The 24766-nt window shown below is 50.9% G+C and carries 23 protein-coding genes; 8 read left to right on the plus strand and 15 right to left on the minus strand.

Annotated features, from left to right (window positions below; all coding sequences use genetic code 11):
* From A596_RS14525 to A596_RS14545, 5 genes are all read left to right on the plus strand, one after another.
* Positions 1 to 2604, plus strand: a 2604-nt coding sequence (locus A596_RS14525; RefSeq protein ID WP_160280150.1) for a hybrid sensor histidine kinase/response regulator, incomplete at its 5' end; no start/stop codon positions are given.
* A gap of 12 nt (positions 2605 to 2616) precedes the next feature.
* On the plus strand, positions 2617 to 3585 hold the full coding sequence (locus A596_RS14530; protein ID WP_084128380.1) for a chemotaxis protein CheB: 969 nt from the start codon (positions 2617 to 2619) through the stop codon (positions 3583 to 3585).
* 35 nt (positions 3586 to 3620) lie between these two features.
* Positions 3621 to 4106 carry a chemotaxis protein CheW gene (locus A596_RS14535; protein ID WP_052417536.1) on the plus strand — a complete coding sequence of 162 codons (486 nt, stop codon included), beginning with the start codon at positions 3621 to 3623 and terminating at the stop codon, positions 4104 to 4106.
* 41 nt (positions 4107 to 4147) lie between these two features.
* Positions 4148 to 4495 (plus strand): FKBP-type peptidyl-prolyl cis-trans isomerase, encoded by a 348-nt coding sequence (locus A596_RS14540; protein WP_039916032.1) that lies wholly within the window; start codon positions 4148 to 4150, stop codon positions 4493 to 4495.
* A gap of 71 nt (positions 4496 to 4566) precedes the next feature.
* Positions 4567 to 5211, plus strand: a complete 645-nt coding sequence (locus A596_RS14545) for a hypothetical protein (protein WP_039916034.1) — start codon at positions 4567 to 4569, stop codon at positions 5209 to 5211.
* A gap of 112 nt (positions 5212 to 5323) precedes the next feature.
* Here the strand turns inward: A596_RS14545 and A596_RS14550 are convergent, their stop codons facing one another.
* The 7 genes from A596_RS14550 to A596_RS14575 form a co-directional block, all read right to left on the minus strand.
* On the minus strand, positions 5324 to 5587 hold the full coding sequence (locus A596_RS14550) for a hypothetical protein (protein ID WP_039916036.1): 264 nt from the start codon (positions 5585 to 5587) through the stop codon (positions 5324 to 5326).
* A gap of 16 nt (positions 5588 to 5603) precedes the next feature.
* Positions 5604 to 5726: a hypothetical protein gene (locus A596_RS23750; protein ID WP_268745691.1), complete on the minus strand. Its 123-nt coding sequence runs from the start codon at positions 5724 to 5726 to the stop codon at positions 5604 to 5606.
* Between the two features lie 36 nt (positions 5727 to 5762).
* Positions 5763 to 7565, minus strand: coding sequence for a S8/S53 family peptidase (locus A596_RS14555; protein ID WP_052417537.1), 1803 nt, complete (start codon positions 7563 to 7565; stop codon positions 5763 to 5765).
* Between the two features lie 121 nt (positions 7566 to 7686).
* On the minus strand, positions 7687 to 8412 hold the full coding sequence (locus A596_RS14560) for a 16S rRNA (uracil(1498)-N(3))-methyltransferase (protein WP_039916037.1): 726 nt from the start codon (positions 8410 to 8412) through the stop codon (positions 7687 to 7689).
* Positions 8413 to 8416: 4 nt separating this feature from the next.
* Positions 8417 to 9487 (minus strand): prenyltransferase/squalene oxidase repeat-containing protein, encoded by a 1071-nt coding sequence (locus A596_RS14565; RefSeq protein WP_039916038.1) that lies wholly within the window; start codon positions 9485 to 9487, stop codon positions 8417 to 8419.
* Positions 9484 to 10290: a class I SAM-dependent methyltransferase gene (locus A596_RS14570; RefSeq protein WP_084128382.1), complete on the minus strand. Its 807-nt coding sequence runs from the start codon at positions 10288 to 10290 to the stop codon at positions 9484 to 9486. Before A596_RS14570 ends, A596_RS14565 begins: the two co-directional genes overlap by 4 nt.
* Before the next feature lie 2 nt (positions 10291 to 10292).
* The gene (locus tag A596_RS14575; protein ID WP_039916040.1) at positions 10293 to 11624 is read right to left on the minus strand and encodes a glycosyltransferase family 4 protein; all 1332 of its coding nucleotides are present in this window, start codon (positions 11622 to 11624) and stop codon (positions 10293 to 10295) included.
* A 408-nt stretch (positions 11625 to 12032) separates the two neighbouring features.
* On the opposite strand from A596_RS14575, the gene A596_RS14580 reads away from it, so the two are divergent.
* Entirely contained in the window at positions 12033 to 13358 is a 1326-nt protein-coding gene (locus A596_RS14580) for an aminotransferase class V-fold PLP-dependent enzyme (RefSeq protein WP_039916041.1), read from the plus strand.
* 76 nt (positions 13359 to 13434) lie between these two features.
* Positions 13435 to 15852, plus strand: a complete 2418-nt coding sequence (locus A596_RS14585; RefSeq protein ID WP_052417538.1) for a TonB-dependent receptor plug domain-containing protein — start codon at positions 13435 to 13437, stop codon at positions 15850 to 15852.
* 413 nt (positions 15853 to 16265) lie between these two features.
* On the opposite strand, the gene A596_RS14590 is transcribed toward A596_RS14585, so the two are convergent.
* The 6 genes from A596_RS14590 to A596_RS14610 all read right to left on the minus strand — a co-directional run bounded on the left by A596_RS14590 (position 16266) and on the right by A596_RS14610 (position 22540).
* Positions 16266 to 17396: a DUF5924 family protein gene (locus tag A596_RS14590; RefSeq protein WP_084128384.1), complete on the minus strand. Its 1131-nt coding sequence runs from the start codon at positions 17394 to 17396 to the stop codon at positions 16266 to 16268.
* A 147-nt stretch (positions 17397 to 17543) separates the two neighbouring features.
* Positions 17544 to 17666, minus strand: a complete 123-nt coding sequence (locus A596_RS23755) for a hypothetical protein (RefSeq protein WP_268745692.1) — start codon at positions 17664 to 17666, stop codon at positions 17544 to 17546.
* A gap of 394 nt (positions 17667 to 18060) precedes the next feature.
* On the minus strand, positions 18061 to 19107 hold the full coding sequence (locus A596_RS14595; protein WP_084128386.1) for an alpha-L-glutamate ligase-like protein: 1047 nt from the start codon (positions 19105 to 19107) through the stop codon (positions 18061 to 18063).
* On the minus strand, positions 19104 to 20660 hold the full coding sequence (locus A596_RS14600) for an inactive transglutaminase family protein (RefSeq protein WP_039916042.1): 1557 nt from the start codon (positions 20658 to 20660) through the stop codon (positions 19104 to 19106). Before A596_RS14600 ends, A596_RS14595 begins: the two co-directional genes overlap by 4 nt.
* Before the next feature lie 71 nt (positions 20661 to 20731).
* Positions 20732 to 21541, minus strand: a complete 810-nt coding sequence (locus A596_RS14605; protein WP_039916043.1) for an ATP-dependent zinc protease family protein — start codon at positions 21539 to 21541, stop codon at positions 20732 to 20734.
* 114 nt (positions 21542 to 21655) lie between these two features.
* Positions 21656 to 22540 (minus strand): lysophospholipid acyltransferase family protein, encoded by an 885-nt coding sequence (locus tag A596_RS14610; protein WP_039916045.1) that lies wholly within the window; start codon positions 22538 to 22540, stop codon positions 21656 to 21658.
* Between the two features lie 137 nt (positions 22541 to 22677).
* Between A596_RS14610 and A596_RS14615 the strand changes: the two genes are divergently transcribed.
* Positions 22678 to 23358, plus strand: coding sequence for a hypothetical protein (locus A596_RS14615; RefSeq protein WP_039916046.1), 681 nt, complete (start codon positions 22678 to 22680; stop codon positions 23356 to 23358).
* A gap of 48 nt (positions 23359 to 23406) precedes the next feature.
* Here the strand turns inward: A596_RS14615 and A596_RS14620 are convergent, their stop codons facing one another.
* Both A596_RS14620 and A596_RS14625 read right to left on the minus strand, forming a co-directional pair.
* Positions 23407 to 23973: a CBS domain-containing protein gene (locus A596_RS14620; protein ID WP_039916048.1), complete on the minus strand. Its 567-nt coding sequence runs from the start codon at positions 23971 to 23973 to the stop codon at positions 23407 to 23409.
* A gap of 212 nt (positions 23974 to 24185) precedes the next feature.
* A complete protein-coding gene (locus A596_RS14625; protein ID WP_039916051.1) occupies positions 24186 to 24728 on the minus strand; it encodes a cytochrome b in 543 nt (180 codons plus the stop codon).
* Positions 24729 to 24766: the final 38 nt, after the last annotated feature.

Raw genomic sequence — 24766 nt, forward strand, 5'->3', positions numbered from 1 at the left:
CAATATGTTGTGGAATCGTTCGATGAAGAACAAGAAGATGACGATTTCGATCCCGAAATTGTAGAGATCTTCCTCGAAGAAGCTGGCGAATTGCTGGAAGAAATCGACGGTTCGCTCAACGAATGGCAAGACGACTGGAACAACACGGATTGCGTCGAGCAACTCAAACGTTCCCTGCATACTTTCAAAGGCGGTGCACGCCTCGCCGGCATGATGGATCTGGGCGACCTCTCCCACGATTTTGAAACCATGCTGATTGAGATGGATGAGGATGCGGAGTTGGACCAATCCTTCTTCAATCGCCTGCATAACTTCCAGGATCGCATGCATTCCGGCGTCGAACTTGCCCGTTCGCGCCTGAATGGCGACGTTGTACCCGAACCGGCTGCCCCCAAATTGCAAGCAGAAGTCGAACCGCCACTGCTGGAAAATTATGTCAGTGTTGATGAAGTCGTGGACGACATCCGCTTTGCGCCGGAAGACTTTAACACCGATAAAGAACCGAACGAGCCCCAAGGCGCTGGCGATAATCACACCGAATTACCGGTATTCGATAAACCTCGCGTAGTGGTGGATAACACCCGCGAGATCGCAACGCCATTTAGCACCGATGGTTTCGCCACCGAGAAGCCAAATGTTCTGACCTTCGCCCCTAAAGCCAAACCGGTTAGTACCAATAGCCCGAGCGTTCCGGGCACCGAATACGGCGGCGGTTTACGCGCAGGCAACACTGGCCCCGCGCAAGTGCAGCACTTGGCAGCGCGCCGTACCGGCCCGCAAGAAGTGGTTAAGGTTTCCGCTGAACTGCTGGAAGAACTGGTAAACCTCGCCGGGGAAACCTCGATCAGCCGTGGCCGTATGGAACAACAGGTCAGCGACTTGAGCGGCTCGATCGAAGAGATGGATTCCACCATCCAGCGCTTGCAAGAACAGCTGCGTCGCCTGGATATCGAAACCGAAGCCCAGGTGCTATTTCGCCAGGAACAAATGGCCCAGCATGAAGAATTCGACCCGCTGGAGATGGACCGCTATTCGCAATTGCAGCAACTGTCACGCTCGCTGATCGAGTCCGCGTCTGACTTGATGGACTTGAAATATACCCTCGCGGACAAAACCCGCGATACTGAAACCCTGCTGCTGCAACAGTCGCGCATTAATACCGATTTGCAGGAAGGCCTGATGCGCTCGCGCATGGTGCCCTTCTCGCGCCTGGTGCCGCGCTTGCGCCGTATCGTGCGCCAGGCGGCGAGCGAGCTCGGGAAGGAAGTGGATTTCGAACTCGATAATGTCGAAGGTGAACTGGACCGTACCGTTTTGGAACGCATGGTTGCACCCCTCGAACACATGCTGCGTAACGCCGTGGACCACGGGATCGAAATGCCCGACGAGCGTATCGCTGCCGGTAAAAATCCGAATGGCCGTATCCTGTTGACCCTTGGTCGTGAAGGTGGCGATGTAATTCTGCGTTTGGTTGACGATGGCCGTGGTATCAACCTGAAACGCGTACGCGAAAAAGCCATCGAACGCGGTTTGATGGCAGCTGATGCCCAGCTTGCCGACCAGGATGTGATCCAGTTTATTCTCCACGCCGGTTTCAGTACGGCGGAAAAAGTCACCCAGATTTCCGGCCGCGGTGTGGGCATGGACGTGGTGCACTCCGAGATCAAACAGCTCGGCGGCGCCATGTTTATCGATTCCAACTGGGGCCAGGGCACGGAGTTCACCATCCGCTTGCCGTTCACTGTATCGGTAAATCGCGCATTGATGGTGCAGATTGGCGACGATCTCTACGCAATCCCGCTTAATACCATCGAAGGTATTGTGCGCGTCAGCCCATTTGAACTTGAACATTACTATCAAGATGAAAGCGCGCGCTTCGACTATGCCGGCGAGCAATATCTCGTCCGTTATCTGGGCGCGCTGCTGGATTCCGCAGCCCAACCCAAGCTGGATGGCCAGTTGTTGCCATTGCCGGTAGTGCTGGTACGCAGCACCGAGCATACCGTAGCGCTGCAAGTAGATCGCCTGCTGGGTTCACGCGAAATCGTGGTGAAAACCCTGGGTGCCCAATTCAGTGCTGTGCGCGGGGTATCCGGTGCGACGGTAATGGGTGATGGTAACGTGGTAGTCATCCTGGATCTGCACGCCATGATCCGCGAGCAACTGGCATTGGGTAACACGCATGCCATCCAGCTGGAACCGCTCAAGGCTTTGCCAAGCGCCGAAGAAGACCAAAGCGAAAAAACCATTATGGTGGTGGACGATTCGGTAACGGTACGCAAGGTAACCGGCCGCTTCCTGGAGCGCGAGGGCTTCCGTGTGATCACCGCCAAAGACGGGGTGGAGGCGCTGCAATTACTGCAAGACCACCTGCCCGATGTGATGTTGCTGGATATCGAAATGCCGCGCATGGACGGCTTCGAAGTGGCTAAAAACGTGCGCACCAGCTCGCGCCTGAAAGATCTGCCGATCATCATGATCACCTCGCGTACCGGTGAAAAACACCGCGAGCGCGCGTTCAGCCTGGGCGTGAACAAGTACATGGGTAAACCTTACCAGGAGGATCTGCTGCTCACCAATATCCACGAGCTGCTGAAAAAATAAGGGGCAGCAGCCATGCTTCGTCTGGGCATACTGGTCGACAGCGCCCCCAAGCAGCAGGTATTGGCGCAGTTGATTGCCAAATCCGGCCATAAACTGGCCCATCAACTGCTGTTGGGCCACGCCCGGCAGCTGGTGGACGATGAAAACCTGGATGCCTGGCTGGTTGATGTCGCTGAAGATTACGATGATGACCAGCAGTTGCTGGACACCCTGTTTAGCAACAGTCGTATCCCGGTCATCCTCAGCGATAGCAGTGAATTTACAGCAGGCTCGGAAGAACACACAGCCTGGTTGCGCCGTACCAGTGTGCGGTTACAGCGGCTGCGCGGGGATATCAACCTGCAACAGTCGGAGCCGGCAAGTGAACTCTGGGTCCTGGCTGCATCGACGGGCGGTCCGGCAGCAGTAAAACGATTTTTGGCAGCCCTGCCGGCTAATTTGGGCATCGCGTTTGTGTATGTGCAGCATATCGATGCCAACCAGGCCATAACCCTGAACCGCATGATGACCAATGCCGGCAGTTACCCCGCGATGGTCGCCAGCCAGGGCCTGGTGCTGGAAGCGAACAGCCTGACGCTGATCACCGCCAAAGATTCGGTAGAGCTGCTCGCCAACGGTACGTTGGTTATCAATTATGGCCAACCATGGAAAGGTAGTTATGCGCCCTCCATCGATCAGGTCGCAGCTAACGCCGCACAGATCTATCGCGAGCGCAGTGGTTTGATTATTTTTACCGGTATGGGCGATGATGGTGCCGCCAGCTGTCGAATCATGAAACAGGTCGGCGGGCAAGTATGGGTCCAGCGGCCGGATGATTGCACCAGTGATTCAATGCCGGTGTCGGCACTGGCAACCGGTTGTGTCGGGCTGTCGGGAACGCCAGAATACCTGGCGCGCGCTTTAGGTAAGCTGGCCAATAAACACCGGCTCACCAAAACCTATAAAAGCCCGGTCCGGGTCATTAAAAACGCAAATTCGTAAACCTGAATAACTGTCAGCAAGTCACAGGAAATACCATGAGAGCGCCCCAACGCATAGAGAAAAAAATCGAAGAAGTGGCGAGCCTGCTTATCCCCCTGCAAGGGCGGCAACTGCTGGCACCCAACGTGACCGTAGCCGAAATCGTTCCCGTCTCTCAAGTCATTCCCGTGCAAGATGCACCCGCCTGGTACCTTGGCAACTGTAGCTGGCGCGAACAAACCATTCCCCTGCTCGCTTTTGAAGTCATGAACGGCGAGGACAAACCCGGTGTTTCCAACCGTTCGCGTTTTGCCGTAATCAACACCACCGGCGTTCACGAATCACTCCCCTTCATCGCCATCCTCACCCAGGGTTTGCCTCGCCTTGCGCGCGTAACCGAAGAAGAAATCACCGAACGCGAAGACGCCGACAACAAACCCTTTGAATTAATGCACGTCTCCTGGGCCGGAGAAGAAGCGGTGATTCCCGATGTTGAAGCCATGGAACGTGCGTTCCTCGATTATCTGCATTTGGAAAACTAGCCTGTATTTAGAAAATGAATCTGCACCTGGAATAAGCCATCATGTCTGGCATCACTGAATTGATTGTCGAGGATCTCATCCCCGGCACCGGTAAAGCTGTGGTCAAAGGCGCCCTCATCATCACCCATTACACTGGCTGGCTTGAAGACGGCACTGAATTTGATTCCTCCCATCGCAAAGGCCAACCCTTCCAATGCGTTATCGGCACTGGCCGCGTTATTAAAGGGTGGGACCAAGGCTTGATGGGCATGCAAGTCGGCGGCAAACGCAAACTGCACGTTCCCGCACATCTCGCGTATGGCGAACGTCAAATCGGCGCGCTGATAAAACCCAATTCGAATTTAATTTTTGAAATTGAATTGCTGGAAGTGCTGACAAGGGACGATTAATCTCTCCGCACCAAATCCTCGTGAAAGATTTCAGTTAACGCAGTGTTTTTGCAAACAAGGAATTTAAAATTATGACGAATGAAGAAGCTAAAGTTTTGGTAAGAAAAGTTTTCGCATCAATCAGCTGCGCCAAATCATCTGAAGATTTAGAAAAAATTATTGAAAATAACCCAGCATTAAAAAAGAATAAACTTGATACCTCAAAATATCCTAACCTCCATATTTTTATTAGCGCGAACGATATTGCTGCGCTTAAGAAATTAGATATTTTATCAAATGAAAATAAGCTAATACCCATAGCTGACTCAGCCAATCTCACACCGTTAGAAAAACTCCTCTATTCTATACTTTGGAAAAATGGGGACCTGGGAAAAGAGATGCATATTGTAGACGGCATAATAGCGGGCCTAGAAGGACAAGATAATTATTCCAAAAAAAGTGGTCTTGTGTTTTACCAATATGGAAAGCATTTAGCGAATCGGGAAGAGCCCATCGTTGACCAGCATACTATTAGAGCATTTTTGTTATTTCAAAATTTACAATCTAATGATTCAGAAATTACAAAAATAAGAAAGAAGAAAACTATAAAAACCCAAGAGATATTAGATTTTAAGTCATGGCTCAAATCCCGTGAGATTGGCAAAATAGAACATCAGTTTCACACGGACAAAATCCTATTTTCACTTGGAAAGTCTATTAAGATAAACACCAAATAATTATCCTAAAAGCTTGGCTTTCGAATTCTTCGTGCTGAGTTTTATAGGCGGACATTCAATGCTTTTGTCTAGCGTAGGCTGCATAGCTGCAACCTACTAATTAGTAAACACACTAGGCTTTTTTAGTTGAACCAAGCCTCCCATCCTCAATTCTCGATTTAATCCCCGCCGCACCCCAAGCAGTTGCTATTTTTGCCTGTTCTTCTGCACTCATCACTTCAAAGCTTCCAACCAGTGATTTATCAAAGGTTAACTCATCGTGATGAATTTGTTTGCCGGATTCGGTAACGGTGCGGGTCACGCTGTTAGTCGATGGGTTGTAGTTTACACTTACGTGTAGCCCTTCATATTCAAATTGCAGATTGTTCTCTGACATATCAATTCCCTCGCTGTTAAAAGATTTTTGCGTAATGCATTAGCTGGATCAATTTATCGCGCGTTGTGAGAAACAGGTTACTAAACAGCATCAATGTAAGTGCTGCAATTCTTAACCATGAATAGCGAATTTTCTGCATATTATTTCTCCTACCGATTTGAATTTATTATTCACATCAACGCACACGTTTAAGACTTTGCACCGTCAGATCAAGTGCCTTATGCATATCCAACCGCGCTGAGCGACCAATATCCGGATGATTCAATTCGTTATTGCGTTCGGACGGTAAAATCGGCGATGTAAGATCATCCGCATCGGTCGGTTCAAAATCGGCTTCTTCACCAATTGTCATGGCACTGCGACGCAATAAAATTCGAATTTGCTCCGGCTCAAGCGTCGGATTAATCGACAACATAGCCGCAACTAACCCCGCTACCAATGGCGTTGCGTAAGAAGTGCCGCAATGTTTTTCGCCTTCTGAATTGATGACTAATACCGAGCTGTGAACACAGGCAGCCGCCGTAATATCTACGCGTTTATCAATGTTGGATGCGCCGCGTTTCACTGCATAGTCAGCATCAGTCACGCGAGCATCTTTTTTATTGCTAAGCTCATGCCCGCCCACGACTAACAATTGTTCCGTCACAAATGACGATGGCAAACGGTATTCATCAAGACCGGAAAAGGATGCGCCGTTACCCGCCGAATTAATCACGATCACATCGGGATGTTTCAACCGCAACCATAAGAAAAATTCCTCCAGTAATTCTTCATAGCCACTCATCGCCAAACCGGATCGCACCAGTGAATCTATATCTTTGCCATCTACATTTTTTGCACCTACGCGATGAATGCCCCAACTCCAGTTGAGCACACGCACACCATCTTCAACAAGATTTACTGATGCGGCGATATTTGCGGTAATACCCGCATCAGAATTGCGATCCACAATCACATCAAAACCCGGCCCTGCTTTATCCAGGCCGCGCAGGAAACCGGAATTGCCACCGTTATTCCAGGTAGCCGCAAAAATTCCGGCAACAGTCGAGCCGTGCGATTCCGGTTTTTCTGCATCGCGTGCATAAAGGCAAATGCGCTTTTTATCGCGGCGACAGTCGCCAACATAATCGGCAAAGTCCGGCGAATCAAAATCCACATCACGCTCGATCACACCAATTTTTATAGGCGCGGTTTTTATCAGTTGTGTTTTGGCGGGGATACGGCGCAAGTAAAAATCAACCGCATCGAGAAAACGATTCGATGCCCACTCGCCTTTATCAAGTGAATCAGCGTGTGCAGGATTATTTCTGAGTATTTCGCTTTCTATTTCTTTTTCCGCACCACTTTCTTCAATGATCACCGCATCAACACCGATTTCTGTGCCGATGCGTAGCACCAACGCATCACGCTCGATAAGATTGCGTACCGGTAAACGTAACTGATAGGTATTTAATGGAGGAATAGCGCCAACAATTTTAGCATCGTACTTTTTTGCCAATTCGCGCGCGGTTTGCAAACCATCAGCATTCTCCTCAATGATGACACTGATTAAATCCACATAAGTAATCAAGCCATCACCATTTTTTGCGACTTCCGATTTATTCGCCGCAATCACATGGCTGCCTTTCATACTCAACCAAACCTCATTACTTTTTTGCTCACCTTGCTCCAACCATAAGGGACCACTCTGGTATTTATTATTGGCCAACGTTATGCGCAAAAGATCGCCATCGTGTTTAATTTCACGGGTCGCCAGCAGCTTTTCCCCAACCCGGATTTTTAATTGCTGGCTGGACAATTTTCCCGTGGTACTAACACAAAATTCCTGCTGCGCCTGCGAAAAAAAATCGCCGCAGCGTTCTATGTGTTTTATGCGTAAGAGTTCTTGAGTTTTTACAAGTAGCCGTTCTTCCGCGTAACCAACGCAGGAAAAAAGAAAGAGGAGCAACCAATAAGGCTGGCGTTGTTTTATGCGCATAAAGTCCCATCCCCGGTAAATAATTGCCATCCGCCTGGATTACTTTACGACTTGAAATGCCTACGCTTGGTTCCGGGTAAAACAAAAAACCCTGACTGACTAGCCAAAACGGTTGACTCGATTAAAAATCCCCCCACAAATACTGCACCAGACTAATCGCCGCAACCGGTGCAGTTTCGGTGCGCAAGACTCGTGGGCCGAGAGTCAGTGCATTGAAGTGTTTTGCTTGCGCTTGCGCAATTTCGCTTTCGCTTAATCCGCCTTCGGGGCCAATTAATAGTGTTACGCTTTGCGGTTTTTGTTCAGCGGGAAGGGTTTTGCTGTCGCGGTGGTGGAGGACAAAACGCAGCTCGGAATTCACAGTGGCTAGCCAATCCGATATTTGAAGCGGTGTGGATAATTCGGGTAATAGATTGCGCTGGCATTGTTCGCAGGCGCTGATAATAATTTGCTGCCAGCGATCAATCAGTTTTTCTTGGCGATCACCACCCACTTTTACTTCCGTGCGCTCGGTAATTAGCGGTGTAATTTTGGTAACGCCGAGTTCGGTGGCTTTTTGCAGTACCCATTCGAAGCGTTCACCGCGTGAAATGCCGATGGCTAATTCCAGTTGCAACGGTGATTCGCGATTATCGGCAAGGTGTTCAGCAATAGCGACCGTCACAGACTTTTTACTGACGTCCTGAATAACCGCTGCGAATTCACCGCCCGCACCATTGAATAAAATCAATTCGCGCCCGGCTTGCATGCGCAATACTTTGCTCAGGTGATGCGAGGCGGCTTCTTCCAATTGCAACAACTCGCCGGTAATTAATGCTTGTTCAGTAAAAATTCGTGGAATGCGCATGGTATTAATGTTCGGTATGAAGTTGAACGTCGGTGTTGTCGTGGGTGAGCGCTGCGCGGATAAATAAACGCGCAGCGCCGGTGTGTTCAGTTAATGCATCGGCGGCTAGTAAAATCGCACCGGTAGTCCAGGTGGTTTTTTCGCGCGGCCAAATTACCTGATCGCGAAAATTAAAGCCGGTCCAATAGCCGCCGTCGTCATCCATAAATTGATGCAGCCAGCTAAAAAGAGTTACGGCTTTGGCATGTTCACCGGCAGCGAGTAATGCGAGCGTTAATTCGCAGGATTCGGCTACGGTGACCCAGGGCTCATCAGAGACACAACGGCAACCCACATTGGTTTCTACAAAAATGTGCCATTTATGTTCGATGCGTTGTTGTGCGGCTTTGCCCGCTACCACACCAGTGAGTATCGGATAAAACCAATCCATGGAAAACCGGGTTTTGGGTGCCCAGGTGCGATCAAAATATTCGGGATGATGACGTAATGTGTTGCCTAATTTTTGATGGGCACTACGCCAGTGATTTACATTAAAACCGATCTGATCGGCACACAAAATGGCACACTCGAGGCTTTTATAAATCGAGCTGGATGCCGTCACTAGCGCATCTTTTTTCGCACTACCGTCTTCTGCTACCGCCCAATAAATTTCACCAGTAGGCGCTTGGTAACTCAACACAAAATCAATTGCTTTTTGCACTGCCGGGAAAAAGCGCAATAAAAATTTAATATCACTGGTAACTAAAAAATAATGCCAGATACCGGTAGCGATATAGGCGATAAAATTAGTTTCGCGATGATCTTTATCCACCGGTTGATCATCCAGATAATTGGCCCACCAGCTACCATCTGCTAATTGTTCATGCATCAACCATTCGTATGCGCGTTGCGCTGCATCATATTCACCACCAATAGTTAAACCCATCGCCGCTTCAATATGATCCCAAGGATCAGCTTTCCCGCCAGTAAACCAGGGAATACAACCGTTGGGTAATTGCGTGCGCAAAATATAATTGATGGTGGGGCGCAACAAACTTTCGGGAAAAAATCCTTTGGTGAGTAATAAATTTTTCATTTTTTTAACCCCCTTCCTGCCTCCCCCTTAAAAAGAGGGGAGGAGTTAACGGTGCCATATGCTGTTCCCTCCCCTGCCAAAGGGAGGGCCAGGGTGGGGTTATCTTTTTTAAAATACATCACAACACTTTTTCCCATCATCGGGTTGAGGATTTTTTCCAGGGTTTGGGTGAGCCAGGGTTTTTGCATTAAATCCCAGACTAATAAACGGTGATAGGCTTTTATCAATGGGTTGGTGTCTTGCGTCTTCCACCACCAACATTTTAGCCACCAAAAAGGCGAATGCAGTGCGTGCGCCCAATGGCGGCGGTAAAAGGTAAAACCGGATTTTTCAATTTCCGTGCGCAATGCTTGCGCGTTAAAAATACGGATATGCCCGCCTTCTACCTGATGATATTCCGCACTCAGCCACCAGCAAATTTTTTCCGGCCAAGCACGCGGTACGGTCACAGCTAACAAGCCATTTGGTTTTAAGATGCGTTTAATTTCAGCCAGCACTCCCTGATAATCAGGAATATGTTCCAATACTTCGCTGCAAATGATTTTATCGATGCTGGCATCCGCAAACGGCAAACATGTGGCATCTGCTTGCTGTAAATAAAATGCTTTTTCCAGGTCAGGCTGGGCGAAAGGAATAAAGCGTGAACGCGCAGTCAGCAAATCATTAAAATTCAGATCCACCGCAATTGCATTTACGTTAGCCTGTAAATAGACATTGATGGCGTGGCGACCTTCACCGCAACCAAGGTCCAGTACATGGTCACCCGCAGCGAGTGGAAAATCATTGAAATTGATGGTCAGCATTTTTATTTGCCACCATTATTGTTAAGCAACTCGAAATAAAACGCCTGCATTTTTTTGCCAACACAGTCCCAGCTTAATTGCTGCAAGATATGTTCGCGGCCGCGTGCGCCTAATTGTGTGCGCAATTCTGCGTTGCCGATTAATTCGCGTAACGCATCGATTAACGATTCTACGTTTCCAGCCGTCACCAGCCGCGCACCATCGCCAACCACTTCCGGCAAGGCACCGCCGTCGCTACAAATTAATGGCACACCGCAAGCCATGGCTTCGGCCGCAGGCAAACCAAACCCTTCATACAACGAGGGTACTACGGCAATTTCCGCGCGTGCGTATTCTTCCACCAATTCCTGATTACTGATGCCAGATTTGAATTGCACTGCATCCAGTAATTGCAATGCCGCTAATTCTTTTTGGGTATCACCATCGTCTTTTAATTTTCCAATGACCGTGAGTCGCAACTGCGGAAATTCAACACGCAGTCGCGCAATCGCGCGCAATAGAATGCTCAAGCCTTTTAACGGCTGGTCAGAAGACGCTGTGGTAATTAACGAAAATTCGCGCCGGGCAATTTCCGGCACCGGTTTGAAGATATTGGTATCCACACCGTTGGGAATAATATGGATATTTTCTGCCGGGCGCGCGAAGGCTTGTTCAATATCGCGTTGTGATTGCGTTGAAACAGTAATCACATGCCGTAAATTTTGTACAACTTTTTTCTGCATTGACAAAAAACTGTACCAGCGATTGATCAACCAACGCTGGCCTTTTTCCGTTGCGGCTGCGAGCGCCAGATCGCGGTCGCGGGTGATGGGATGATGCACCGTGGCGACAACATTCACACCGCGTTTTTGTAATTGCAGCAAACCGTAGCCGAGGCTTTGGTTATCGTGAACGATGTCGTATTGCGGGGCATGGGTTTTGAAATGTTTTACCAACCGGCGACCAAAACAATAAGGTTCACCAAAGGCGCCGCTCAGCTTGCTCCACCATTCGTAAAAATCCGCAAACGACAATAAATGGTGCGGGCGCAATGCGCAGGTGGGATTCGGGTGGGCGTATAAATCCAGGCTGGGGATTTTAATCAGGGTCACGCGCGCGTCCAACTCCGGGTACGGCGGGCCGGAAATTACGTCCACACTGTGGCCGAGATCGACCAGTGCCTTACTCAAATAATGGAGATAAATCCCCTGCCCGCCCACATGCGGATGGCTGCGATAACCCAGTAATGCGATACGCAAACTGCCAGACGCTACTGACTGTGTTGTCGTATTAGGGACAGCAACCCGGGCCGTCGAATTTATATGGGCGTTGTACGCCAAAGGTTGATATGACATGGAGCGCCGCTACCTGATCAGTTGCACGCATTATAGGTGGTTACAGGCATCGACAACAAACTTCACCCTATTGGTTATACCTCACGCACGTGTTTTTAATTGATCATCACCTGATTCGGTAAAAACAACAGCCTGTATTTTCACCAACAATGGCAACCGCACTGACGAGGAATTTGAACTATTGCGATTTCAACTGGCGGATTGGTTTTATCAACATCTGTAAAAAACTTGCCTTATAAATCACGATTAATTTTTCTTTTCCAACAATTTCCCGAATATTTTCTCGCGCGGGCTGAAGCAAAAACAACACTCGATAAGTGGCACAATTTTCGCTGTGTCTGATTGCGCAGTTATTAAAAATATTTGCAAAGAATAAATTATTGTTTTTGACCGGTGTTGGAGCCAGCCATGGAAAAATTTTCAGGAATTTCACGTCGCGCGTTATTGCGCGGTTCAGTCGCAGCCGCTGTTGCGGCGAATGGTTTAGCGCTCTCTCGGCCTTTATTGGCGCAAACAGGTTTTCCGTTGCCAAAAATCCTGGGAACCGATGCGAGTAAAAATGCGCGCGTTGAAAAATACTGGGACCAGATCGCCAGCTTATTCAAGTTATCGCCGGATTTTATTAATCTGGAAAATGGTTTTTACGGTGTACTTTCCAAACCGGTACTCGCTGAATACCAACAACACATTGCGCGGCTTAACGAAACCAGTTCGTATTTTTTACGGCAGCAGTATGCCCAGGAAGCCGCAAAAATTCGCGCGCAAATTGCCGAGGTTGCGGGTGTTGATGTGAGCGAAATTGCGTTAACGCGCAATGCCACTGAAGCATTGCAAAATTTAATTGTGAATTACAATAAACTCAAACCCGGCGATACTGTGCTTTACGCTGATCTCGATTACGACAGTGCCCAGGAGAATATCGAATATTTGCGTGAAACGCGCGGCATTAACACCGTAAAAATTACGCTTCCGGAACCGGCCACGTATGAATCCATCATCGAAACCTATGAGCGGGCGTTTGCGGAACATCCGCGTATTAAATTAGTGTTGTTAACGCACATTGGCCATCGCACTGGCCTGGCGATTCCAGTAACGGAAATCGCGGAACTCGCCAAACAAAAAGATATTGATGTATTAGTGGATGCAGCCCATTCATGGGGCCACCTGGATTTTAAAGTCCCTGAATTAAAAGCCGACTTCGGCGCATTTAATTTGCATAAATGGATTGGCGCACCCCTGGGTGTGGGGTTTATTTATATTCGCAAGGCAAAACTGGCGGCGATTAATCCGCATTTAGTCAGCAGTGAAAAAGCCGCGACCGATATCAGCTCGCGCGTGCACACCGGCACTACCGCGACCGCGAATGTACTTACCGTGCCAGCGGCACTGGATTTCCATCGCCAACTCGGCCCAGCTAACAAAGAAGCGCGCTTGCGTTACTTGCGCGATTACTGGGTGACGCGTGTGCGCCAGGAAATTCCCAATATCCAGATCCTTACGCCCGATGATCCACGCCTTTACGGCGCAATTACGTCGCTGCGCATCAAAGGCAAAACCGGTAAGGCTGACAACCAATTGCTAGCGCAGCAACTGCGCGAACAACACAATATTTTTACCGTGGCGCGCGGTGGTGCTGCCTCCGGCGATAGCGTGCGCATTACGCCGGCGATTTTTACGCGCACCAGCGACCTGGACAAATTGGTCGCCGCGTTGAAAACGGTGGCGCGAAGCTGATGGCTTGATTGCGGCGACTGACCCGACAAATCCCCTGACCACATTGGCGTAAGCCATTTATCGCAAGGAGTTACTTGTGCACGCTCTTTTTTTGCCTGAAAAAAATCGCTTGTCACTGTTCATTAGTGCATTGCTGTTAAGCAATATATCGTTGGCAAGCGCCCAGGAATTACTGGCGCCGGCCGATGGGCGCGGTGGTGCGGACGTGGAAACATTAATCGTTACCGGCACCCGCGAACGCGGCACCAGCGCGCGTGAAAGCAGCTCACCGGTTGAGGTGATTTCTGCTGAAACATTAAAAGCCACCGGCCAGGTGAATTTGATCGATAGCTTGAGCAAGCTGGAGCCTTCGTTTTATGTACCAGCGCGCAGTGGCGACGTGGGTAACCTGACCCGGCAAGCGCAAATCCGCCAATTGGGGCCGAACCAGACATTGGTATTAATTAATGGCAAACGCCGCCACCAGACCGCCATCGTCAACGCTTCTGCGACCTTTGCCGGCGCTACGGGTGTGGACCTTGCGCAAATTCCGGTAACGGCAATTGAACGCATCGAAGTGTTAAAAGATGGCGCGGCCGCGCAATACGGCACCGATGCAATCGCCGGCGTGATCAACGTGATCCTTAAATCCGATAAAGAAAACGGCGTGTTGAATATTGATTACGGCACTTATGGCTCGAGCGATATCAACCCGCAGCGCGAAGACAAGGGCGAAAATCGCCATGTCGCCGTGAACAATGGTTTCAGTGTGGGTGATGAGGGTTACCTCAACCTGAGCCTGGAGTGGACCGATAAGGACCACACCAATAATTCCGGCCAGCATCCCACCATTCAAGCCGCGAATATTCCCAGCCCCGGTTGGGTAAACCGCATCGCCGGCGAACCGGCGTATGAATTGTTTACCCTGGGTTTTAATGCGGGCACCAAAATAGGTGATGATCTTGAACTCTATGCATTCGGCACCGCTGGCCAACGCGAGGCGGTAGCGCAGCAGAATTTCCGCCGCTACAACTCGGCGCCGGCGATTTACCCCAAGGGCTATATTCCCACTATTGGTATCGATGAGACCGACTATGCGCTCACCACCGGCATTGAAGGTCAATTCCTCGGCGATGGCCATTGGGATTTGAGCACCACCTATGGCGCCGATGAAGCCGATGTGCTGGTGAAGAATTCCGCCAACCTGAATCTGCTTGCCGATACCGGCAGCACGCCCAGGGATTTTTACAACGGCACGTTCAACAATAGCCAGTGGACCACCAACCTGGATTTAAGCAAACCGGTTGCGCTGGATTTCCTGCCCGCGCCGCTGAATCTGGCCGGCGGAACCGAATATCGCCATGAAACCTACCAACTCGAAGCGGGCGATGCAGCCTCGCGTTACAAAGCTGGCTCACAGGCATTCCCCGGTTACCAGTTCACCGACGCGCGCGATGTGGAGCGCGATATTGTTGCGGTGTACACCGAACTGGGCACGCGCTTTACGCCGGAATGGCAAGTGTCGTTGGCGACGCGCGCGGAGCATTACAGCGATGCCGGCGATACCGCCATCGGTAAACTGGCGACCCGTTACGATTTCAATCCGCGCTTCGCATTGCGTGCGACGGCCAGCACCGGCTTTCGCGCACCCACGCTCGCCGAACAAAATTTTTCTGCGACTAACGTAACGCCCACCGTTTCCAATATCCAGTTAGCCGTTAATTCACCTGCTGCAAAATTGTTAGGTGCGCCACGTTTGAAGCCGGAGGAGTCTGAAAATATTAGCCTCGGTTTGGTGTTTGAACCGCTGGAAAAAGTTTTCGCATCGATTGATGTATTCCAGATTGATATCGACGAGCGAATTATTAATACCGGCAATTTAAATGGCCCGGCGGTGCGCGATGCAATCGCCAGCAACGGTATTTTTTTCCAGGGCAGTTCCGCCAACCTCGCGTTTTTTACCAACGGCGTGGATACCCAAACCAAAGGGGTGGATCTGGTGCTGGACTGGAGCACTGACCTGGAAGCCTACGGGCAAATCCGCTGGAACCTGACCGGCACGCGCATTAAAACGGAAGTCACGCATATCAAAAATGCATCGCTGCAATTGGGCGGTGGTTTATTGATTACACCGGTTATTATTTCGGGATTGGAAGACAGCACGCCGGAACATAAAATCTCGCTCAGCGCGAATTATTACCTGGGCAACTTTAATGCTTTATTGCGCCTGACGCGTTACGGCGAAAGTTCACAATTATCATCCGACGCCGGCACCGGACTCGCGCCGTTTACGCTAAATACCATTTCACCCGCGACGCTAACGGATATCGCCTTGGGCTACGATTTTAACGATGCCTTCTCGCTCACCCTGGGCGCCAATAATCTGTTTGATAAACACCCCGGGGAAACTATCCCTATTACACGCGGTGCAACCAATGCATCGGTCTACCCGACTTTTGCGCCCTATTCGGTGGATGGAACTTATTACTACTTGCGTAGCAGTTTCCGGTTTTAATCCACGGATTTTTTCACTCCCGAGCGTTTCACTCTCCACGAGTTGCCAGGCAGCGATGCCTGGCTTTTTTATCGGGCGGCGCACATCCGGCGCTAATTAATGCTCGCGGTGCGCGTCCGCTTTTTTATCCACTACGGCTAACGCCACACCGCCGATAAACAATAAAATCAAAACCGCCACCAAAGCACCAGTACCAACAATACCTGAAACTAACATAGTGATTTCTCCATCTGGAATCGCGCTGGTTATCAGCGCCCTCAGGAGTAGGTTGCGCCTTTGCGGGCAGGTATTTTTTGATATCGATCAAGCAATTTTTTACAGCATTTGATCTGGCGCAAACAAAGAAAAAACTGTGTAAACCTATTCTTGTCTCTCTACAGCGCGTGCATTGCCCACGTCATCGCTGGAAATAATTATTCAATCAAATTCATCAGCGGTGTTTTTATCGCCGCGTCCGGCGTAACGGGTACCGATGAAGATGTTGCTGATGGGGTGCTTTCCGGTGAGTCCGCTACATTGTCACTTGCGGCGCCGGCGACCACCGTAAAACGCAAAATACCGATTAACTGGTTAGCTTCTGTCACCACATGGATTTGCCAGCGGCCGAGGGCATTCTCGGGGAAATTCACTTTATGGCTCCAGGCGCGATAACCGGCTTCGCGGCCGCCGTTAATGTCCAGCGCGACCTTATCCACCAATTTTCCATTCAATAGCCAGACGTGGTAGATACGTTCGTTTAAACCGCGCGGTGCATGGATCGCGGTGTACGCATAGAGGCCTTTACGTAAATCTGCCTGGCTTAATGTTTTGAGGTGATTTTCCGGTGCGCGGTTGGCGTCGTCGATGGAATGGGTAATAGCAACCTCGGTCAACCACAAGGTTGCCGGAGGAATCCATGGCCGCGCCCATAATCCCGCCGCACCCAAGACTCCCGCCAGGATTAAGACCAACAGTCCGCGCTTCCACCATCGCCATTGGGACTCGCTGGCGACTGCGGCCAGGGTCACCAGCAACGCAATAGCCAACGCCCAGTAATAACTTTTGGCAGTGGGCAAATGAAAAATAATCGGCAATGCCGTTAACAGAATGGCAAATAACGTAAGGCCATGAAACGTGAAATACCAACTGCGGCGCGGCACCAAACCGCGAAAGTAAATGGGATCAACAATAGAAATGACCGCAGCGATCATCAACAAACCTGTATAAATTGCCTGGCCGCTGTTCCACGCTGTCGTAATAAAAAAGAACGGGATCACGAAGAACAGGCTTTCCTGATGGACGAGCTGGGTCGCATACGCAAAGAGCGGTTGCGGCAACTGGAAACCGAACCATCGAAATACCAGTCGATGCATGCTTTTTTCCATCAATAACCAGCACCAACTCGCCAGAATTAATGCCGCGAGTATTTGTGCCAATTCCTGCTTGCGCTCAACCAATAGAAAACTGGCTACGCCCGAACCGAATCCAAAGAGCGGGATCGCCCACGGAAAGCGGTCGGATAGTGCAATGACCTTGGGGGCCAGATCGCTGAGAAATTTAAACATCCTTCACCCTGGGTGTATTTAGCAATCCAGATTACGTAATTAAAGGACACCCAAAATGCCGAACTTACTCACTTTCGCAATTAGGCCGAACGACCATCACACCACTAAGCCACGTTAAATCTTACTTTCACTGGAACCACGCAGGCTCTATTGCAAAAAGCGGGAAGGTTCACGTTGATGGTCAACCAGGGTTAACGCAGCGCCCACCACCAGCAATACCGTGAAGGCACCAATCAGTAACGTACTCGCAATTACACCGGAAACTAACATGGTAATGTCTCCTCATTTTCAGACACATTACTTTGACCGCCGGACTCTGGTGATGTTTGACGCCTCTTACTGCGCCTTTATCATCGATTGGATAAACGGGAGAAATTAAAATAATGTGACGTTATTAGTATTCTTACCGCACTACCAAAATATCGATCGAAAAAAAACCGGGCACGCTGGCCCGGTTTTTTCATTTCATTGCCGCGTGCAGCAAACTTATCTCAATGTTCACGCGAAGCCGCCAGGCGACCCTCAATGACCGAGAGTGCAAAGCCAATCAGGATGATAAGTGCAAACGTACCCATTAACAGACCTGGCCCAACAATAGCTGATGTCGACATAAATAATGCTCCAACTGTATGGCGATGCTCGCCGTTGATTAAAAAATAAAAAGTTACAACCCATCTGCCGTGAATGTTTTCATCACGTAATCCACACGCTGCTCGGCCGTGCGATGCATGCGCTCTTTCAGCGATTCGATATGGCGCAAACGTGGCAACAGGCCACGGCCATTGGCGACCTGGATTGCCAGGCCGGGCCGGGCGTTGAGTTCCAGCAATTGCGCACCGCGTACTTTATCCAATACCAGATCGGTACCGATATAACCCAGGCCCGTCATTTCATAACAACGCGCGGCAAGCAACAACCAATTGCGCCAGTGGGCGATTTCGATCTCATTGAGCGCGCGTTTGGTATCGGGGTGATGGGTAACCGGTTTGGAATGTTGTACGGCGTTGAGCGCACGCCCGGTGGCAATATCCAGCCCCACCCCCACCGCGCCCTGGTGCAGGTTGGCTTTGCCGTCGGACTTGTGGGTGGCGAGGCGCAACATCGCCATCACCGGATAACCTTTAAAAATAATGATGCGGATATCCGGCACGCCTTCGTAGGAATAATCCTTGAAGTAGTCGTCGAACTGGATCAGGTCCTCCACGATCACCACATCGGGTTTACCGCCCAGGGAATAGAGGCCCGCGAGGGCGTTACTCATGTGGCGGCGAATATCTTCAATGCTGATTTCCACACCCGAGGATTTGATGAACTTGTCCCCGCGGCGACCGATGATTACCAGGATACCCTTGCCGCCCGAGCCTTTGGCCGGCTTCACCGCAAAGGCTTCCAGCGCCATCAACTTGTCTTCGATGTGGGAAATCTCGTGCTGGGAGTTGACCACAAAAAACAGCTTGGGCGTGGCGACTTCGTATTCTTCCGCCAGCAACTTGGTCTTGAGTTTGTTATCCACCAGCGGGAACAGGCTGCGCGGGTTGTACGCCGCGATAAAATCGTGGTTGCGGCAGTTCATTCCCAGTATGCCCATGCGCTTCAAACGCCAGGGGCTGACCCAGGAATTCCACCAGCGCTTGATGCCTGCGGGTGCCGCCAGCGCTGGCTTGGTCACCGGAGCAGTTGCCGGTGTAGACGCCGGAGCTGATTCACTCATGACTCAGCTCCTTTGCGCTCCTGGCTATTCTGGTTATCCACCATGGCGCGGAAACGGCGCAGTTCGGAAAGTTTGTAGCCGGTGTATTGACCCATCAACATGATCAGCGCCAGCGCCACCAGGTTCAGCTCGGGGAAGTTGAACGTGAGGTGCCCCACCAGCGGGAATTGCATCAAGGTATACGCCAGTACCGCAACCAGCAAGCTGCCACCGCCCTGTACCATGACCTCCTTGGGGCCTTCTTCTTCCCAAAGGATGGACATGCGCTCAATGGTCCAGGCGATGATGATCATCGGGAAGAAAGTGATGGTCATGCCGGTGTTAAAGCCCATCTGGTAACCGATCAGGCTGAGCGCGGAAATAATGAAAATCACCAGCACCACCAGCGTCGCAATCCGCGAGATCAACAACAGGTTCAAGCGCGATAAATAGGTACGCAACACCAGTCCCATCGCCACTACCGTGACAAAGCTCACCACCCCCAACACCAGCGACGTTTGCAAAAACGCCATGGCGATCAGGATCGGCATAAATGTACCGGAAGTTTTCAGGCCGATAATAATGCGCATAAACACCACCACCAGGGCGCCGATAGGCAGCAATAGCAGCAGCTTGAACATACTTTGTTCTTCAATCGGCAAATGCTGGATGCTCAGCACACTGAACGCGCTTTCCTTGAATTGCGCTTTGATCAGGTCCAGCGCCGGCACGGTTTGGTGGATCATCGAGAAACTCACGCGCGAGCGGTTGCCACCCGCCACATCCAGGATCGATTCGCCACCGGTATGCCATAACAACAGGTTTTCCGGCACGCCTTGCTCGCCGGTGGTCGGGTTAAACAGCACCCACTCGTGGCCGTCGTATACCTGGACCAGCCGGGTCAGGTTCTGGTGGCGACGGGCATCTTCCAGGTAAAGACCGAGGGCAGGGCGCGCCGGGATGCCGGCCTGGTTGATCAGTTTTTCCACCAGCGCCGAACGATCAGTTTGGGCGGATAACAACAGCGCCGCGTTCTGGTCGAGGTTATCGCTGTTGAGCAATTTGATCAGTTCCCGCGTCAGGCTTTGCGGGCTGCTGGATTTGCTCCAGGCGGTATCCAGTACTTGTTGGGCGGCGGTTTCCTGTGAGGAGCCATCCCAATCGACATGGGCGGGTGTAGGTTGCCCGGTGGGAATATCGTGGGCAGCTTCATCATCTACATCAATAAACTGGGTCTTGTAATAGATAGTCTGCGGGCCAATCGCCTCGCGCTTGGACCACTCGCCCCGGCGCACGCCGTTTTCCGCTACCACCGAATAACCATAACCGGGTGCTGCGGCTTGCTCGCTGAAGCTGCGATAGCCGGGCGGGTTATCCGGCAAGCCCAGGCGCGCAGTGACCGGTTCACCGGTCGCGTCAAAATCGATCCGCGCTTCAATCAGCCATACCGGTTTTTGCACACCGGGGGTAAAGGGGATTTCCATCTGCACATGGCGCATCCAGGCGGTAACCAAACCGATCAGGGCCAGCATGCCAATGACAGTGTAAAACGGGGCACGGGAGGGTTTTTTCATGGGATTTGTTCCTGGCAAAGCCGGTGCATGGACCGGCTCTACTTGTTAATCACAGATAGTAGAAGCAAGGCCTAGTTTTTGGCCGCGGCTGAGCTGGAAGCATCGCTGCGCTGGAGCGGGGCGAGGTTATTGCCGCTAACATCCACCAGCATCACATCGCGCAACAGGTTGCGGCCAATCAGGATGGGATATTCAGAGGTACTGCGGTCCGCGAGGATAAATTCACCGCGCTGGTTCAGCTTGCCGATGGTAAAGCGGATTTCCACTACCGGCCGGCGATCCGGCGTCGGGTTGGAAGTCTGAACGGTCTGGAAACGCAGGCGCTTGCGTTCAAGCACATGGGGCTCCTTGGTATCCGGATTGAAAATGGTAAAGCGCACCCACTCTTCGCCGTTGCGCTCGAACATTTGGATATTACGGGCATCAATCACCGAGTTGGCGACATTGGTATTGATACGGGCATTCATCACCACATTCAAACCGGCAATTAATGTCTGCTCGCGTAAACCGACGATTTGTTTGTCCGTCTGGCCCTGGTCTTTGGCATTGGCTTTTTTAGCACCATTGTCTACCGGGGCCGGACAATCGGCTTTGGGGATCAACCGCTCAACTACCTGGGGCCTGGCTTCCAGGGCTTTTTGCTGCAAGTCCAACTGGCTTTGAAGCTGCTGCAATTGGGCGAGGATTTGGGTCTGCTGCTGGCCATGTTCGGCACTGTGGGCCTGGTGTGCCGCAATACATTCTTGTGCACTGGCCAGATTGGCCTGGTTTTGCTGCTGCAGTTTTTGGCTGGTACATGCATTGAGCGATGCCAATGCCAGGGTAAGCAGGCCGAAACGATACAAAGTACGGCCACAAGGAAAATGGGTTTTTAGTTTCATCACAACAACCGGCAATATCACGAGGGTGAAAATGGTTATAAAAATTCGAGTGGGCTAATTGTAGCTGCTAGGGCCGGTTAAACACACGCCCCCTTAGGTAAATCCACTTGGCTTTTAACGGGAAACATAGACTTTTGCGTATTCAGGCGGCAACCGGCGGAAGCGTTTGTACTCCCATTGATACTGTGCGGGTGCACGACGCACACAGGCAGCAACGCTGGCATTCAGGCCGGTAACCGAGGTGTGTTGGTCCGCACTGTAGATATCGGGATCAGCCTCCAGCACCACTATTTTGAATCCGCCCGGCACCCGCTCGGCATAACAGGAACACACCGCGCAGCCGGTGCGCTGGATCAACCCGTGGACCAGCGTCATCGTCAATGCCGGCTGGCCCATAAAGGGAGCGACCTCACCGCCGGCATCGCGCGCCGGCACCTGGTCCGGCAAAATCCCCACAATAGTTCCGCCCTGCAAGGCTTTGAACAACATCATCACGCCCTTGCGATTGGTGGGCGCCATAGTGATGTTCAACTTACTGCGCCCCGCCAGCACCAGTTCATCCATTTTGGGATTTTCCAGCGGCTGGTACATCGCCGTAAGGTTGGCCACACTCGCCAGGTAGGGCGCAACCACTTCCCAATTACCGTGGTGCGGCGCCAGCACCAGCACGCCTTTACCTTCAGCCAATTTGGCGCGCAGCAGATCATCGCCTTCTTTGGTGACAATCCGGCGATCCAGCCATTCCCAGGAATTGCGCCAGATCGCCCCGGCTTCCATCGCCGTTTTGGCAGTTTCCTGCAGGCTTTGTTGGGCAAGGCGGGTTTGTTCGGCGGGCGATAATTCGGGAAAACACAGGGCGATATTGGTGCGCGTCACCTTGGCCGAGCGGTCATTCATCCACCACACAATACGCCCCGCGAGGCTGCCGATACGGCGCAACAATCCCAGCGGTAGACGGGCCATGGCTTTAACCAGCAAGGGGGCCAGATGGTTTTTCATGGGTTGGATGACTCACTCAAAAAAGTGCGCGCAGCTTACCGGAATTTGCCACGCAACTAAACGCTTCCAGGTCGCCTTTAGCCGGCAAGGGGTTTAGAGTAAGTTTCTTCAGAGTAGTGCCATTTGGAGGCAACACTGTGCAACCCGTCCACAACACCTGGTTAGTATTCCTGTTGCCACTGTTGGTAGTACACGGGGCCTGGTTGTGGAGCAGCGTGGCCGGTGCTATCGATTGGTGCCTGCCGTACTGGAGTGGTTGCACGTCGATCAGCAAGGCAGCGCGCTCCAGCGATGCGCTGTTTTTGTTCCGCGCCGTGATGACTTTTAATGCCGCCCTGCTCGCCAATTACTGGTTGCATGCCAGCCGGTTTTTAACGCTCTATGCAGCTCCCAAAAGCGCAACCTGCACGCTCAATATCATCGGCATTACCGGCGCTATTTTTTTAGTGCTCTACGCCAACTTTCTAGGCAGTGATGGTAGTTTTTACCAGCTGCTGCGTCGCTACGGCGTGACGATTTATTTTTCCTTTACCGTGTTGGCGCAAATGCTTTTCTTACGGCAGTTGATATTACGAATACCGATCAATTCGCGCTGGATAAAATATAAAACGCGCCTTTCCATCGGGTTACTTTTTTTGGGCTTGGCCAGCGTATTTTGCAACGCATTGTTAAGCGGTACAGCCAAGGACACGTGGGAAAATATAATCGAATGGCATTTTGCGTTGGGGATGAATTTTTATTTTCTGTTTTCTGCGCTCTTGTGGCAAAACGCAGGTTACTCCTTGCAAGCGCGAACAACCGTCACTGCCCCAAAATAAAACGGGCCGCAACTGCGGCCCGTTTTATTTTGCAGATTCACGTATTAATCAAAACACTCGCACCGCAGTGAAAATATCAATAAACGTTAATTCTTTTTCAATTTCCACCGGCGTGTGCAAGCGACGGGAAATATCGCGCGATGACACTATGCCGCGGATATGGTGTGCATCAGTATCCACCACCAGCAGGTATTCCTGGTGGGTTTTCTTCAGCGTGGAAACCACATCGGCAACCGTAGCGCGTTTGAATTGGTGGTAGTCAATCGCATTAATGCTGCTGCGGCTGTGCATTAAATCGCGCACCAGCAATTCATCGCGTTTAATGCGCAACGCCATTTGTTTTAACAACATACTGTGATCAGAAAGATCATCGCGGCTAATCACACCAATAAATTCTTTTTGATCATCCACGACCAACTTAATTGAAACATCTTCAGCCAGCATCAACTCCAGCGCTTCAGACGCTTCCAGGTGACTGTCCACCATATGGGGTTTATGGCTGCGGAAATCGGTGAGGATTGCCAGGGCGGAAGTGCTGCCCTGGATATCTTCGAATTCTTCGGGTTGTACCAAATGATCATTTTCAGCTAACGCAAACACGTTCAAATTTTTCATAATGAGCCCACTCCAATCAACGTAATAAGGAAGAGATTGCAGCGCTCCACTGTTGTTGCCGTCTCTTCGTTAACCCTGTGATTAAAAAAATAGGCCTCTGGTTCAACAATTAACACTCGAATATGGCGGCTTTTACGCGTTATTTACTCGCTGTTTACGGTTGGTTTACTGGAACCCGCTTTGAACCTGAATGGCATCTGAATTTAGTTTATTTAGCGACCAATCATGCGTAGTAAGGTACGGTCTTTATCGAGCAGATGGTGCTTAAGTGCACCGACGATATGCAGGATAATTGCCGCCGCCAATACATAACCCAGCCACTCATGGGTGAACGCGCCTAATTGCGATAACCCCGCGTGGAAAGGTTCCACCTCACCGTCTGCATTGTGGTTGCCCGGGATCAATATCCAGCCAAAAACCTTAACGCCATAGCCACCCAAACCGGAATACATCATGCCGGAAACCGGCATCAACACCGTCCCCACGATCAAAACCCAATGAGTCACTTGCGCCAGGCGATGTTCCAGCGCGGGATACTCGCGCACCGGCGTCGGCCAACCATTTTTAAGTCGCCACCACACCCGAACTAACACCAACAGGAAGATCACCACGCCGAAGGATTTATGCCAGTCGTACAACGGATACACCTCATACCACGACATATAAAAACCAATACCGGTCAGGGCGATAATCGTCAGCGCAATAATCCAGTGCAGGCCGATGGTGAGTGGGGAAAATTTTTGTTGGTTATCCATAGGGTTTTCCTTTGGTAGATTTTTTGTCTTGTTATACG

The organism is Cellvibrio mixtus subsp. mixtus J3-8, assembly GCF_000766945.1.
Lineage (GTDB): Bacteria > Pseudomonadota > Gammaproteobacteria > Pseudomonadales > Cellvibrionaceae > Cellvibrio > Cellvibrio mixtus_A.